This is a genomic window from Streptomyces tsukubensis (assembly GCF_003932715.1).
GTDB classification, from domain to species: domain Bacteria; phylum Actinomycetota; class Actinomycetes; order Streptomycetales; family Streptomycetaceae; genus Streptomyces; species Streptomyces tsukubensis.
This window is the reverse complement of sequence record NZ_CP020700.1, coordinates 1,394,099-1,408,048: the sequence shown is the minus strand read 5'-3', so window position 1 is coordinate 1,408,048 and position 13,950 is coordinate 1,394,099. Positions and strand designations below refer to the sequence as shown.

The following is a 13,950-nucleotide window of genomic DNA, read 5'->3' as shown; positions in this document are numbered from 1 at the left end:
GTGGCGGCCAATGCCATCGACCAGACCAGGCGGATGCTCTCCCTGGTCACCTATCTGCGGGAACGTCCCGGCGCACGCGTCGAGGACGTGGCCCGCGCCTTCGGGATCACCGAGGACGAACTGATCTCCGATCTCGACCTGCTGCCGATGTGCGGGACCAGCTTCCGCGGCGGCGATCTGCTCGACATCGACACCGACGGCGACCGGATCTGGTGGCACAACCCGGACGACGTCGCGGAGCCGCTGCGGCTGGCGGCGGACGAGGCGACCGCGCTGCTGGTCGCCGCCCGGGCGGTGGCCACCCTGCCGGGTCTGCGGGAGAGCGACCGGGAAGCCCTGCTGCGGGCCACCGCGAAACTGGAGACGGCGGCCGGAGAAGCGGCCGGTGCGTCCTCCCGGCTCTCGGTGACCTTCGAATCCGAGGGCGGGGTCTTCGCCGCCGTCGACCGGGCGATCACCGAGAAGCGGCGGCTCTGGCTGCGCTACTACTCACCGGCGCGCGACGAACTGACCGAGCGCGAGGTGGACCCGGTCCGGCTGTTCGCCGTCGGGCACACCTATCTGGAGGGGTGGTGCCGGCTCTCCGAGGCGCGCCGTACCTTCCGGCTCGACCGGGTCGCCGAGATCAGGCTGCTGGACGCCCCGGCCGCCCCGCCCGAGATCGAACCGCGGGATCTGTCGGATCTGTCGAAGGGGCTGGTCCAGCCGTCCGCCGACGATCCCGAGGTGGTGGTCGAGGTGGGGCTCGGCGGTCGCTGGGTCGCCGAGTACTACCCGCACGACCGGGCCGAGGAACTGCCCGGCGGCGGACTCCGGATCACCCTGCGCACCTCGTCGCCCGCCTCCCTGCGGCGGCTCGCGCTGCGGCTGGGCGCGGACGGGCGGATCACGGAGCCCGCGGATCTGGTGGAGAGCGCGCGGCAGGCGGCCCGGGAGGCGCTGGCCGCATACGAGGGTCTCGAATAGCGGTTGCCGAGCCTCCCGGCCGGGGCGGGCCGGTCCCGCCGCCCGGGGTGGGGGACCGGGTCCGGTTCGGCCCTTCGGGGCCGTGTTCGCGGCGGATCCCGGAATTGTCCGGAAACGATGCCTTGTCGTGGCGGGTGTTGTGCCGATTTCCGTCCACGGCGGACAGCGGGACCCCCCGCGCGAGATCATTCGGCCGGGACGTCGGCCGGGGCGTACCGACCGAGGTTGAGGAGATTCGTGTCACATGTCACTCATGTCCGATATTACGGCCACCGCTTCGGCGGCCGGACCCGTGCTCTTCAGGGCCATGTGCCCCGACTGCCGCGCCCGCTGTGAGCTGAGCGCGCAGGCCCTGCGGCTGGCCATCGGCGGCAGCCGCCGTACCACCTTCTACTCCTTCACCTGCCCCGAGTGCGGTTCCGCCGTCCGCAGGCCCGCGGGGGAGCGGATCGTCGAACTCCTCACCGGCGGCGGGGTCAGCACCCTGCGCCTCCAGCCCGTGGCCGCCCCCGCGCCCCGTACCCCCTCCGACCTCCAGGTGTAACGCCCATGCTCTGGCCCGTGCTCGCCATCGTCCTCGGCTTCGCCGGGATCGCCGTCCTCGGTGTCCTCGGCATCAGGGTCTTCGTCGAAGCCCAGCGGCTCGGGCGGGAGGTGGCCCGGGCGACGGAGCGGATCGGGCAGGCCTCCGAGAGCCTGGAACGGGCCGCCGGAGACCTCGCCCGCAACGGCGGCCGGACCTCCTGAACCCCACCCGGCGCAGGGACGGCCGTCGGCCGGTCACCCGCCCGCTGGGACACGCCCCTGACCGGGACTTTTCCCGGCCGGATCGCCATGGCGCGGACGATTTGCGGACGATCTTCGTTGGGCGGGTTCAGGCCGTGTCGCCGCGATCCCGTACCCACGGTGTTCGCGCGATAACCGACCAGGTCGCCGCGGGTTCCCGGCCATATGGCGGTTGCACGGGCATTGCCCTGTGTTCACTGCTTGGGGTTACGATCGCTGACAGCATCGTGGTCGGACGTCTGTCCGCCCACCGCGCGCCCGCTACACCCCAGCCGCCTCGGTGAGAAGGTACACGCTTATGTTCGGTGGAAAGATTGGCCCCGGTGAGATCGTTCTGATCCTCGTCGTGATCATCCTCCTGTTCGGCGCCAAGAAGCTTCCGGACATGGCCCGTTCCCTGGGCAAGTCGGCTCGCATCCTCAAGAGCGAGGCCAAGGCCATGAAGGCCGAGAGCCAGGACACCGCGGCAGCCGCCCCGCCGCAGCCCGGCCCCGCCCAGGAGCAGCAGCCCGGCCAGCGGACGATCCAGGCCGCACCCGGCGATGTGACGAGTTCCCGCCCGGTGTCGGAGCCGACGGACTCCGCCCAGCGCTGAGACAGGGCCGCCCACAGGCCCGCCGGGAGTGGCGGGCCTGCCGCACGAGATGAGGACGTGGGTTGCTCAAGCCTGCCCGCAACAAGGAGAAGGACCCCGAGGGGCGGATGCCCCTCGTGGAGCATCTGCGCGAGCTGAGGAACCGGCTCGCGAAGGGCATCCTGGCCATCCTGGTCATCACGGTCGTGGCCGCCTTCTTCTACAACGACATCATCAACTTCATCACCAAGCCGATCCTGGACTCGGTGGGCTGTGACGCCTCCTTCTCGGAGCTGCAGAAGAAGCCCGAGGGCACCACATGTGCCCAGATCACCATCAACGGTCTGCTCACCCCCTTCACCCTCGCGCTGAAGGTGTCGCTGATGGCGGGCATCGTGTTCGCCTCACCGGTCTGGCTGTACCAGTTGTGGGCCTTCGTGGCACCGGGGCTGCACCGCAGCGAGAAGAAGTACGCCCTCGCGTTCGTCGGTGCGGGTTCCCCGCTCTTCTTCATGGGCGCCTACTTCGCCTACACGGTCCTGCCGACCACGGCGGAGGTCCTCATCCAGTTCACGCCCACGGACGTGGACAACCTCCTGCCGCTGGACGATCTGCTCGACCTGGTGACCCGGATGGTGGTCGTCTTCGGGCTCGCCTTCGAACTGCCCCTGCTGCTGGTGATGCTGAACATCGGCGGGGTCGTCACCGGGCAGCGGATGCTCGGCTGGTGGCGGGCGATGATCATGGGCATCACGGTCTTCTCGGCGATCGCCACCCCCAGCACCGAGCCGCTGACGATGATGGCCCTCGCGGCCCCCATCGTTGTCCTGTACTTCTTCGCCACCGGCGTCTCCCTCCTCAACGACCGGCGGCGGAGGCTTCGGGAGCTGCGCGGTCCGCGCGACGACGAGGCCTCCGAACTCGACCTCTCACCCTCGGACATCGGGGACGTCGAGACGATCGGCGCCCCGCGCAGCTCGCCCGAGCAGACGAGCCGCGAGGGCGACGGCAGCCGGGCCCACCGGGTGAACGGCTACGACGACATCACCTGAGACGGGCCGTATCCCCCGGCGAGCGGGCGCAGGGGAACGATGCGGAAGCGGGGCCGGACGGGATTCTCCGTCCGGCCCCGTTCCCTGTCCGGCCCCGGGCCGGGCCCCTGTCCGCCCCGGGGCCGGGGCCGCGCTGTGTTCCTGCTGTGTGTTCGTGCTGTGTTCGAGCCCCGGGGCCCCGCCCCGGGCTCTCAGGGCTGTCCCGGATCCCCTCCCCGGCCTTGCAGTAACGTCACTCCGGTGACCAGCGAGATCACTCTCTTCGTCAATCCCACGGCGGGCCGCGGCCGCGGCGCCGGGGCCGCCCAGCCGGCCGCCCGCGTCCTGCGCGAGGCCGGATACTCCGTACGCACCGTCCTCGGCGAGGACGCCCCCGATGCCCTGCGGCGGGCCCGGGAAGCCGTCGCCGGGGGCACCGGGGCACTGATAGCCGTCGGCGGCGACGGACTGGTCTCCCTCGCCCTCCAGGCCGTCGCCGGAACGCCGACACCTCTCGGTGTCGTCGCCGTCGGCACCGGCAACGACTTCGCCCGCTCGCTGCGCCTGCCGGTCCGCGACCCCGCCGCGGCCGCCCGGATCGCCGCCGACGCCCTCAAGGGCGGCGGCGGGCGCGAGATCGACCTCGGGCGTGCGGGGGACCGCTGGTTCGGCACCGTCCTGGCCTCCGGCTTCGACTCCCGCGTCAGCGAACGCGGCAACCGCATGGGCCGGCTCGCCGGCCGCTTCACCTACGAAGCCGCGCTGCTCGCCGAACTCGCGGCGCTCCGGCCCGTCCCGTACCGCCTCACCCTCGACGGCGGCCGGACCCGGGACGTGGAGGCGATCCTGATCGCCGTCGGCAACGGCGACTCCTACGGCGGCGGCATGCGGATCTGTGCCGGGGCCGTACTCGACGACGGGCTGCTGGACGTGATCGTGGTGGCGGCGTGCAGCCGGACCACCCTGCTCCGGGTCTTCCCCCGGGTCTACCGCGGCACCCACCTCGACCATCCGAAGGTCACCGTGTACCGGGCCCGCTCGGTCGCGCTGGCCGCCGAGGGGCTGACCGGCTGGGCGGACGGCGAGCGCGTCGGCCCGCTGCCGCTGACCGCGGAGTGCGTACCAGGGGCCGTCCGGGTGCTCGCCCACCGGGAGTGACCGGCGGAGCACCCGCCGTACCGGAACCGCCGGGGGAGGCGGGCCGCGCGGCGGATCCCCGGCTCTCCCCGGCGGCGATGCAATAAGGCCGGGCTGAGTGTCGTACCCGGCGGGTAGGCTCGTGAACAAGATGACCGAAGATCTCTCTCCCGCCGAGCGCTATGCCGCCGCCCGTGTCCGGGCCGCGGAGCAGGCCACCGCGCTGGCCCCCTTCCGCGAGATGTACGAGTTCGACCTGGACCCCTTCCAGATCGACGCCTGCCGGGCCCTGGAGGCCGGCCGGGGCGTGCTCGTGGCCGCGCCCACCGGCTCCGGCAAGACCATCGTCGGCGAGTTCGCCGTCCACCTCGCCCTCCAGCAGGGCCGGAAGTGTTTCTACACCACCCCGATCAAAGCCCTGTCCAACCAGAAGTACGCGGATCTCGTCAAGCGGTACGGCGCCGACAAGGTCGGCCTGCTCACCGGTGACAACAGCGTCAACTCCGAGGCGCCCGTGGTCGTCATGACCACCGAGGTGCTGCGGAACATGCTGTACGCGGGATCGCAGTCGCTGCGCGGACTCGGCTATGTGGTCATGGACGAGGTCCACTACCTCTCGGACCGCTTCCGGGGCGCCGTCTGGGAAGAGGTGATCATCCACCTCCCCGATTCGGTCACCCTGGTGTCACTGAGCGCCACCGTGTCGAACGCCGAGGAGTTCGGCGACTGGCTGGACACCGTCCGCGGCGACACCGCGGTCATCGTCTCCGAGGAGCGGCCCGTTCCGCTCTGGCAGCACGTGATGGCCGGACGGCGGATGTACGACCTCTTCGAGGAGGAGAGCGACCACGGCGGCCGCGGCACCGGCCGCCGCGAGGTCAATCCCGATCTGGTCCGCCTGGCCCGGACCGAGAACCAGCGCTCGTACAACCCCCGGGACCGGCGCCGCGGCAAGATGGTCCGCGAGGCCGACCGGGAGCGGGAGCGGCGCAGCCGGTCCCGGATCTGGACGCCGGGCCGCCCCGAGGTCATCGAGCGGCTCGACGCCGAGGGCCTGCTGCCCGCGATCACGTTCATCTTCAGCCGCGCGGGCTGCGAAGCGGCCGTCCAGCAGTGCCTCTACGCGGGCCTGAGGCTCAACGACGACACGGCCCGGCTCCGGGTCCGGGAGATCGTCGAGGAGCGGACGTCCGCGATCCCCACCGAGGATCTCAACGTCCTCGGGTACTACGAATGGCTGGAGGGCCTGGAGCGCGGTATCGCCGCCCACCACGCCGGAATGCTGCCCACCTTCAAGGAGGTGGTCGAGGAGCTGTTCGTCCGCGGACTGGTCAAGGCGGTCTTCGCCACCGAGACCCTGGCGCTCGGCATCAATATGCCCGCGCGCTCCGTCGTCCTGGAGAAGCTCGTCAAGTGGAACGGCGAACAGCACGCCGACATCACCCCCGGTGAGTACACCCAGCTCACCGGCCGGGCCGGGCGCCGCGGTATCGACGTCGAAGGCCATGCGGTGGTCCTCTGGCAGCGGGCCATGGACCCGGCCGCGCTCGCCGGGCTCGCCGGCACCCGGACCTATCCGCTGCGCTCCAGCTTCCGGCCCTCGTACAACATGGCGGTCAATCTGGTCGAGCAGTTCGGGCGGCACCGCTCGCGCGAGCTGCTGGAGACCTCCTTCGCGCAGTTCCAGGCCGACCGCTCGGTCGTCGGCATCTCCCGCCAGGTCCAGAAGAACGAGACGGGCCTGGAGGGTTACCGCGAGGGCATGACCTGCCACCTCGGTGACTTCGAGGAGTACGCGCGGCTCCGCCGCGAGCTGAAGGACCGGGAGAACGAGCTGGCCAAGCAGGGCGCGGCCCAGCGGCGCGCGGCCGCGGCGGTCTCCCTGGAGAAGCTGAAGCCGGGCGATGTCATCCATGTCCCGACGGGCAAGTTCGCCGGTCTCGCGCTCGTCCTCGACCCCGGTATTCCGGCCGGCCGGACCAACGGGCACCGCGGTTTCGAGCACCACGACGGGCCCCGTCCGCTGGTCCTCACGGCGGAGCGGCAGGTCAAGCGGCTGGCGTCGATGGACTTCCCGGTGCCCGTCGAACCGCTGGAGCGGATGCGGATCCCGAAGTCCTTCAATCCGCGGTCCCCGCAGTCGCGGCGCGATCTGGCGTCCGCGCTGCGCACCAAGGCCGGGCACATCGTGCCCGACCGGCACCGCAAGCAGCGGTCCGCCGCGGCGGACGACCGGGACATCACCCGGCTGCGGGCGGAGCTGCGGGCGCATCCGTGCCACGGCTGCTCGGAGCGCGAGGACCATGCCCGCTGGGCGGAGCGCTACCACCGGCTGCTGCGGGACACCCGTCAGCTGGAGCGGCGGATCGAAGGCCGGACGAACACCATCGCCCGCACCTTCGACCGGATCGTCGCCCTGCTGACCGAGCTGGACTACCTCCGCGCCGACGAGGTCACCCCGCACGGCCGCCGCCTCGCCCGGCTCTACGGCGAGCTCGACCTGCTGGCCAGCGAATGCCTGCGGGACGGTGTCTGGGAGGGGCTGACCCCGGCCGAACTGGCGGCGTGCGTCTCCGCCCTGGTCTACGAGTCGCGGCAGTCCGACGACGCGGTGGCCCCCAAGGTCCCCGGCGGGGCGGCGAAGACGGCCCTCGGCCAGATGGTCCGGATCTGGGGGAAGCTGGACGCCCTGGAGGAGGACTTCAAGATCAACCAGGCGGAGGGGGTGGGCCAGCGCGAGCCCGACCTCGGTTTCGCCTGGGCCGCGTACCAGTGGGCGTCGGACAAGAGCCTGGACGAGGTGCTGCGGGAGACCGAGATGCCCGCGGGCGACTTCGTCCGCTGGACGAAGCAGGTCATCGACGTCCTCGGGCAGATCGCGGCGGCCGCCCCCCGGGAGGGGAGTACGGTCGCGAAGAACGCCCGCAAGGCGGTGGACGCGGTGCTGAGGGGAGTCGTGGCCTACAGCTCGGTGGGCTGAGCCCCCTCTCCTCGCGGCTCTTCTCGCAGCCTGGACGGCAGGCTGTCCGCCCGTGGGCCGGTGACGAACGTCACCGGCCCACGGGCGTTCCCCGGGTACGGGAGCCGCCGGGTGCCGGGTCAGGTGTCGAGGCCACGTGCCCGGCTGAAGCGGTCCCTGGCCTCGCCCAGATCGACCAGGGGAGCCGGATAGCCGAGACGGGCACGGTCCTCCGGCGCGGGGTCGTGGACCGCGGGTCCCGGGACGGAGGCGAGCTCGGGGACCCAGCGGCGGACGTACGAGCCGTCGGGGTCGAAACGGCGGGCCTGGGCCAGGGGGTTGAGGATCCGGTTCGGGCGGGTGTCCGTGCCGGTGCCCGCCACCCACTGCCAGTTGAGCTGGTTGTTCGCCAGGTCCCCGTCGACCAGCAGGCTCAGGAAGTGGGCGGCGCCCGTCCGCCAGTCCGCGTACAGGGTCTTGGCGAGATAGCTCGCCGTCAGCAGCCGGGCCCGGTTGTGCATCCAGCCCTCGTGCCGGAGCTGGCGCATGCCCGCGTCCACGACGGGGCAGCCGGTGCGGCCCTCCCGCCATGCGGTGATCTCCTTCTCGTCGTCGCGCCAGCGGTCGCCGCGGGTCCGGTAGTCGGCCCGGGCGGCGTCCGGACGGGCCGCCAGCACCTGGTGGTGGAAGTCCCGCCAGGCCAGTTGGCGGACGAAGGCCTCGGCCCCGGCTCCGCCGCGGTCCCCGGCCCGCCGCACCAGTTCGGCCGCGGAGAGGCTGCCGAAGTGGAGGTGCGGGGAGAGCCGGGAGGTCGCGTCGCCCGCCAGATCGTCATGGCGTTCCTCGTACGCGTCCACTCCGGAACCGGTCCTGGCCAGCCAGCTCTTCACCCGCCGCCGCCCCTCCTCCTCGCCGCCGGTGGCGAGTCCGGGCGACACCCCGGTGACCTCGGCGCGGGCGGGCAGCGGCTCGCCCGGCACGTCCGGGACCGCGATCCGGCGGGGTGCGGTGACCACGGGACGGATCCCGGCCGCCGCCCAGCGGCGGAAGTAGGGGGTGAAGACGGCGAAGTGGTCGCGGTTCGCGGGGGTCACCCCGCCCGGCGGCAGAGCGGTGACCACACCGTCGTGGACCCGCAGCACACAGCCCAGCGGGGCCAGCGCGGCCTCCAGGGCCTTCTCCCGGCCGGCCGCGTACCCGCTGACTCCGGCGGCGAGGTGCACCGACCGCGCCCCGGTCTCGGTGACGATCCGGCCCACCGCGGCGACGACGTCACCGGAGCGGACCACCAGCCGGCCGCCGCGCCCGCGCAGCCCGTCGTCGAGTGAGGCGAGGCAGTCGGCGAGGAAGGCACGGCGGTTGGGCGCGTCGAAACCGGCCCGGTGGATCCCCGGATCGCGGACGAACAGGGGCACCACCTCATCGGCTTCGCGGACGGCGGCGGCGAGTGCGGGCTGATCGTGCACCCGCAGATCGGAGGTGAAGAGCATGACGGAGACGGACATGTGCCGTCCCTACCAGCTACGGCGCCGGGCGGGCCGGATTTCGGCCGATTCAGAAGGCGCGGGTCGGCGCGGAACCGACGGCCGGGGCCGTCCGGGCCTGCGGACAGTGCGGTCCGGCGCTACCGGAGAGTGCCGCTATCTATGATGAGCCGACAAGATCACGGGTGAGACGGCGGTGAACGGGTGTGCGGATCGGTGAGCTGAGCCGGCGGACCGGGGTTCCGGTACCGACCATCAAGTACTACCTCCGGGAGGGGCTGCTGCCCGCGGGTGAACTGACCAGCCCCAACCAGGCGGCGTACGGCGAGGAGCACGAGCGCCGGCTGAAGCTGATCCGGGCGCTGCTGGACATCGGCGGGCTGAAGATCGCCGCCATCGGTGAGGTGCTCGCGGCCGTCGACGACTCCGGCAGACCGCTGGACGAGGTGCTGGGCGCTGTCTCCGAGGCGCTGGTGGCCCGGCCCGCGAAACCGGAGCAGCCGGAGAGTCCGGAGCCGGACGGGGACCCGGTCCACGAGAGCGCGCGGCGGCGGGTCGACGCACTGATCGCCCGGCGGGGGTGGCTGGTCGGGGAGACGGCGCCGGGGCGCGAGCTGCTGACGGGCACGCTGGCGGCGATGGACCGCCTGGGCCACGGTGACTTCGGACGGGTCCTCACCGACTACGCGGAGGCCGCCGAAAGGGTGGCGCGGGCCGAACTCGACCACCAGGCGGGCCGGACGGGCCGGGAGGCGCTGGTGGAGACGGCGATCGTGGGCAGCGTCCTCGGGGGTGTCGCCTTCGAGGCGCTCCGCCAACTGGCCAGAACGGACCGCTCGGCGCGGCGTCATGGAGGATTCCCGGAGCCGGAGCCGGAGCCGGAGCCGGAGCCGGAGCCGGAGCCGGAGCCGGAGCCGGAGCCGGAGACCGTGTCGGGGCCGGCCGGGAGGCTTCGGTGGCCGGTGAGCGGTGATGCCGATACCGGTTACGGCCGTACCGGCTGAGGTCATCCGGTGGGCCCCGGCGGGTTCCGGCCGTACACCCAGGGCGCCAGAACTACGAGCCACCCGTCGGGGTCCTCGAAGAGCACGGCGCCGTAGCGGGCCCAATACGGGTTCGCCGGGGGAACCGGCACATGGCCCCGGGCCCTCAGCCCGGCTGCGGCCTCGTCCCGCGCCGCGGCGCCGTCCAGATAGAGGACGAGCTGGTTCTCCGGGTGCGGCGCGGGGATCCACGGCGTGGGGGTCCCTCCCGGGCCGCCGGGCCCAGGGGGAGTGCCGTGCTGGGTGATCTCCAGTTGGACCCCGGTCCCCGGGAGTCCGAACACCACGCCGTCGTAGCCCTCGTGGTCCCGCCACTCGGCGATCACGGGGAGGCCGAGGCCGTCGCCGTAGAAGGCGACGACCTCGTCGTACGCGGCGGTGGGCCGGGCGAAGCGCACGGCGCCCACGGATGCGAGCCGGGCGGGCCAGGCCGACTGGACGCTGCTGTCGGTGGTGTGGTCGCTCATGGCATCCACGGTGACAGACGGCCGGCCCCCGGTCCCAGGGACCGGAGACGGGTCCGTCCTCCTACGGACGGCCTAGGTGTATTGACCCGCAGGGTTGTTAACGCGGCTGATGGGTGGGTGTCCGCCGAGGGCGGTGTGGCTGCGGTGGTGGTTGTAGGTGTGGAGGAAGTCTGCCAGGGCCCGGGTCCGCTCGTCGTTCGAGTGGTAGGGCCGCTGGTAGGCCCATTCGTCCAGGAGGGTGCGGTTGAAGCGTTCGACCTTGCCGTTGGTCTGTGGCCGGTAGGGCCGGATCTTCTTGTGGGTGATGCCGGTGGCGGCCAGGGTCCGGGTGAACAGCCGGGCTTTGTAGCAGGAGCCGTTGTCGGTGAGGACCCGCTGGACGGTGATGCCGTGGGCGGTGAAGAACGCGTTCGCGCGTTGCCAGAAGCCTGCGGCGGTGTGCTGGCGTTCGTCGGGCAGGACCTCGCTGTAGGCCAGGCGGGAGTGGTCGTCGACGGCGGAGTGGACGAACGAGTAGCCGATCACCGGTTTGCTGCTTTTGCGGGCATCGGTGGTTGCCTGGCGGTGTGCTTCGCCGGCGGCTCTGCCCACGGTTCGCCAGCCGCCGCCGTCGGGGATGTTGCCCAGTTTCTTGATGTCGACGTGGACCAGTTCGCCCGGGCGGGCGCGTTCGTAGCGTCTTACCGGTTCGCCGGTGGGGCGGTCGAGCCAGGCGAGCCGGTTGAGACCGTGGCGGACCAGGATCCGGTGCACGGTCGAGGCGGGCAGGCCCAGGATCGGCCCGATGCGGGCTGGGCCGAGCTTGCGTTCGGTCCGCAGCCGGCACACTTCGTCTTCCGTCACGGCCGGGGTGCGGTGCGGAGTCGTGCGCGGGCGGCTGGAGCGGTCGAGAAGACCCGCGTCGCCCTCGGCCCGCCACCGGCGGACCCACTTGTGCGCGGTCGGCCGGGAGATGCCCATCTCGGCCGCCACATGCGCGACCGGACGGCCCGCGAGAACACGCTCGACCAGGATCCGCCTGCCGTGAACGGTCAGCCGGGCATTACGGTGGGACACGAAGACCTCCGTGTGCGGTGTGGAGCCTAGACACCTCCACCACACCGGAGGTCTTCGCCATGATCAAGACCCGGAACCGTTAACAACACTCGTGGTCAATACACCTAGGTCGTCTCTTTCGGATCTTGCCGGGCTCGCGTGCCTCCCCCAGCTACCGCTGGGGGTGCCCCCAGCCACCGCGCCTCGCCGCGTTGTCGTCAGTCGCCTACGCTCCGCGTGGACTCCATCCTCCGCCTTGCGATCCACGGCACCAGACCCCGCTCACTGATCCGGCCTGATCCGAAAGAAACTCCCTAGTTCCCGGGCCCCGGGGCTACGCCGCGCGCGGCTCCGGGCCCGAGGTCGGGGGCTCCTGCTCGCGTTCCACCTGGTCGTTCCATTCGCGCTTCACCGCGCGCCACGCCTCGTCGGACTGGCCGAGACGCCAGTAGCCGGAGATCGACAGCTGCTCGCGCGGGATCCCGCGCTCCAGGCGCAGATGGCGGCGGAGCTCCTTCACACAGGCCGCCTCGCCGTGGACGAAGGCGCAGACCCGGCCTTCGGGGAAGTCGAGCCCGGTGACGGCCTCGACCAGCGCCTCGCCCACCGGCCGGGAGCCGCGGTGCAGCCAGTGCACGGCGACCCCGTCCGGAGTGACGATCTTCTGCTCCTCCGCCGGGCCCTCGACCTCCACGAAGGCATGGACGATCGTGCCCTCCGGCATCTGCTCCAGCGCTGCCGCGATCGCGGGCAGCGCGCTCTCGTCACCGGCCAGCAGATGCCAGTCGGCGGCCGGGTCGGGGGCGTAGCCACCGCCGGGGCCGAGGATCCTGATCGGGTCGCCGATCCGGGCGCCCGCCGCCCACGGGCCCGCCAGACCCTCGTCGCCGTGGACGACGAAGTCGACGGTCAGCTCGCCCGCCGTGGCATCCCAGGCCCGTACCGTGTACGTCCGGTTGGACGGCCACTGCTCCCGCGGGAACTCGGCCTTGATCCGGTCGATGTCCCACGGCTCCGGATAGGACACGCCCGCCGCCGGGAAGACCAGCTTCACATAGCTGTCGGTGGAACCGTCCGTACGGAACCCGGCCAGGCCCTCGCCGCCGAAGACGAGCCGGACCATATGCGGGGTGAGCCGTTCGGTGTGCACCACACGGGCCTCGTAGAGCATCGGTGACTTTCGGGCGGGTCGTTCTGTCACGGTGCTCTCCCTGGACTCGTGTGCATGCTTAGGCTTACCTAAGTTAACACCAGGCCCGGGAAACAACAGCCCGGGAACGCCGTACGGGCGCAGTTGAACACCGCCGTCCCGGGGCGGCCGGCGGTGGAATACGTCCGGTCGGACCGGACACGGCCCGGCGGATCAGGCGCGCAGCACCGTCAGCAGCCGCTGGAGGGCGTTTCCGAGCCCCCACTGCCGGGCCAGCTCCTCCAGCGCCGCCGGATCCCGCGGCTCCGAAGGCAGCGCCGGATCGAACACCGGCAGCGGTACGTCCGCCGCCACCCGCACCACCTTCGGCGCGACCGCCAGATAGTCCCGAGCCTCGTCCAGTCTGCGGCGCTGCGCCGGGGTCAGCTTCGACCGCGGATCACCGGCCGCGGCGACGATCCCGGCCAGATCGCCGTACGCCTCCAGCAGTTTGGCCGCGGTCTTCTCGCCGATGCCCGGAACGCCCGGCAGCCCGTCGCTCGGATCGCCGCGCAGCAGCGCCAGATCCGCGTAGCCGGGGCCGTCCACTCCGTACTTCCCGCGCAGCCAGGCTTCGTCCGTCGTCTGGAGCGTGCCCACCCCCTTCAGGGGGTAGAGCACCCGCCGGGCCCGGGCGTCGTCGACCAGCTGGAACAGATCGCGGTCGCCCGTGACGATGTCCACCGGGCCGGTGGCCCGCGCGGTGAGCGTCCCGATGACGTCGTCCGCTTCGTACCCGTCGGCGCCGACCCGGGCGATGCCGAGGGCGTCGAGGACATCGACGATCACCGGCACCTGCGGCGCCAGGGTGTCGGGGGTCTCCTCCTCGTCCGGCCCGGACTCGGTCTCCTCGGCGACACGGTGCGCCTTGTAGGAGGGGATCAGCTCGACCCGCCACTGCGGCCGCCAGTCGTTGTCCCAGCAGGCGACGAGATCGTCCGGCCGGTGGTCCTGCACCAGGCGCGCGATGAAGTCGAGCAGCCCGCGCACGGCGTTGACCGGGGTGCCGTCGGGGGCGCGGACCGAGTCGGGGACCCCGAAATAGGCCCGGAAGTACAGGGATGCGGTGTCGAGGAGCATCAGGCGTCGCGTCACACCCCGATGATGCCGTACGCCACCGACACCGGCCCGGAGCCACGGCCCCGCTCCCGGCCCCGCCGACACCGGTGCGGGCCCGCCGCTCTCTCCCCGAGGCCTCCGCTGTTGCGTGATGTGAATCACTGTTGCGTTTGGCGCTACAGGCCGGGGGCAGGCGCGCCGCCGGAGCCGAACCGGCGGC

At 72.1% G+C, this 13,950-nt stretch carries 13 protein-coding genes; 8 read left to right on the top strand and 5 right to left on the bottom strand.

Annotation, left to right across the window (positions count from 1 at the left end; translation table 11 throughout):
* From B7R87_RS04825 to B7R87_RS04795, 7 genes are all read left to right on the top strand, one after another.
* Positions 1 to 966: a helix-turn-helix transcriptional regulator gene (locus B7R87_RS04825; protein ID WP_006350208.1), complete on the top strand. Its 966-nt coding sequence runs from the start codon at positions 1 to 3 to the stop codon at positions 964 to 966.
* 253 nt (positions 967 to 1,219) lie between these two features.
* Positions 1,220 to 1,510, top strand: a complete 291-nt coding sequence (locus B7R87_RS04820; RefSeq protein ID WP_006350209.1) for a hypothetical protein — start codon at positions 1,220 to 1,222, stop codon at positions 1,508 to 1,510.
* Between the two features lie 5 nt (positions 1,511 to 1,515).
* Positions 1,516 to 1,713, top strand: coding sequence for a hypothetical protein (locus B7R87_RS04815; protein ID WP_006350210.1), 198 nt, complete (start codon positions 1,516 to 1,518; stop codon positions 1,711 to 1,713).
* A gap of 337 nt (positions 1,714 to 2,050) precedes the next feature.
* Positions 2,051 to 2,347, top strand: a complete 297-nt coding sequence (tatA, locus tag B7R87_RS04810) for a Sec-independent protein translocase subunit TatA (RefSeq protein WP_006350211.1) — start codon at positions 2,051 to 2,053, stop codon at positions 2,345 to 2,347.
* A 62-nt stretch (positions 2,348 to 2,409) separates the two neighbouring features.
* Positions 2,410 to 3,378, top strand: coding sequence for a twin-arginine translocase subunit TatC (gene tatC, locus B7R87_RS04805; protein WP_006350212.1), 969 nt, complete (start codon positions 2,410 to 2,412; stop codon positions 3,376 to 3,378).
* A gap of 240 nt (positions 3,379 to 3,618) precedes the next feature.
* On the top strand, positions 3,619 to 4,515 hold the full coding sequence (locus B7R87_RS04800) for a diacylglycerol kinase (protein WP_130585437.1): 897 nt from the start codon (positions 3,619 to 3,621) through the stop codon (positions 4,513 to 4,515).
* Positions 4,516 to 4,645: 130 nt separating this feature from the next.
* Positions 4,646 to 7,474, top strand: coding sequence for a DEAD/DEAH box helicase (locus B7R87_RS04795; RefSeq protein ID WP_040916772.1), 2,829 nt, complete (start codon positions 4,646 to 4,648; stop codon positions 7,472 to 7,474).
* A 119-nt stretch (positions 7,475 to 7,593) separates the two neighbouring features.
* On the opposite strand, the gene B7R87_RS04790 is transcribed toward B7R87_RS04795, so the two are convergent.
* Positions 7,594 to 8,958: a cryptochrome/photolyase family protein gene (locus B7R87_RS04790; RefSeq protein WP_006350215.1), complete on the bottom strand. Its 1,365-nt coding sequence runs from the start codon at positions 8,956 to 8,958 to the stop codon at positions 7,594 to 7,596.
* A gap of 185 nt (positions 8,959 to 9,143) precedes the next feature.
* Here B7R87_RS04790 and B7R87_RS04785 point away from each other — a divergent pair, with 185 nt between their 5' ends.
* Positions 9,144 to 9,941, top strand: a complete 798-nt coding sequence (locus tag B7R87_RS04785; protein WP_006350216.1) for a MerR family transcriptional regulator — start codon at positions 9,144 to 9,146, stop codon at positions 9,939 to 9,941.
* A gap of 2 nt (positions 9,942 to 9,943) precedes the next feature.
* Here the strand turns inward: B7R87_RS04785 and B7R87_RS04780 are convergent, their stop codons facing one another.
* From B7R87_RS04780 to B7R87_RS04765, 4 genes are all read right to left on the bottom strand, one after another.
* Positions 9,944 to 10,447 carry a VOC family protein gene (locus B7R87_RS04780; protein WP_006350217.1) on the bottom strand — a complete coding sequence of 168 codons (504 nt, stop codon included), beginning with the start codon at positions 10,445 to 10,447 and terminating at the stop codon, positions 9,944 to 9,946.
* 72 nt (positions 10,448 to 10,519) lie between these two features.
* A complete protein-coding gene (locus B7R87_RS04775; RefSeq protein ID WP_130585460.1) occupies positions 10,520 to 11,503 on the bottom strand; it encodes an IS481 family transposase in 984 nt (327 codons plus the stop codon).
* Positions 11,504 to 11,816: 313 nt separating this feature from the next.
* Entirely contained in the window at positions 11,817 to 12,683 is an 867-nt protein-coding gene (locus tag B7R87_RS04770; RefSeq protein ID WP_040916776.1) for a siderophore-interacting protein, read from the bottom strand.
* Positions 12,684 to 12,845: 162 nt separating this feature from the next.
* Positions 12,846 to 13,766: a 5'-3' exonuclease gene (locus B7R87_RS04765; protein ID WP_233168769.1), complete on the bottom strand. Its 921-nt coding sequence runs from the start codon at positions 13,764 to 13,766 to the stop codon at positions 12,846 to 12,848.
* Positions 13,767 to 13,950: the final 184 nt, after the last annotated feature.

Coding starts and splice junctions, on each gene's coding strand:
- B7R87_RS04795 (WP_040916772.1), top strand. CDS start 4,646: ATGACCGAAGATCTCTCTCCCGCCGAGCGCTATGCCGCCGCCCGTGTC.
- B7R87_RS04815 (WP_006350210.1), top strand. CDS start 1,516: ATGCTCTGGCCCGTGCTCGCCATCGTCCTCGGCTTCGCCGGGATCGCC.
- B7R87_RS04790 (WP_006350215.1), bottom strand. CDS start 8,958: ATGTCCGTCTCCGTCATGCTCTTCACCTCCGATCTGCGGGTGCACGAT.
- tatA (WP_006350211.1), top strand. CDS start 2,051: ATGTTCGGTGGAAAGATTGGCCCCGGTGAGATCGTTCTGATCCTCGTC.
- B7R87_RS04780 (WP_006350217.1), bottom strand. CDS start 10,447: ATGAGCGACCACACCACCGACAGCAGCGTCCAGTCGGCCTGGCCCGCC.
- B7R87_RS04820 (WP_006350209.1), top strand. CDS start 1,220: ATGTCCGATATTACGGCCACCGCTTCGGCGGCCGGACCCGTGCTCTTC.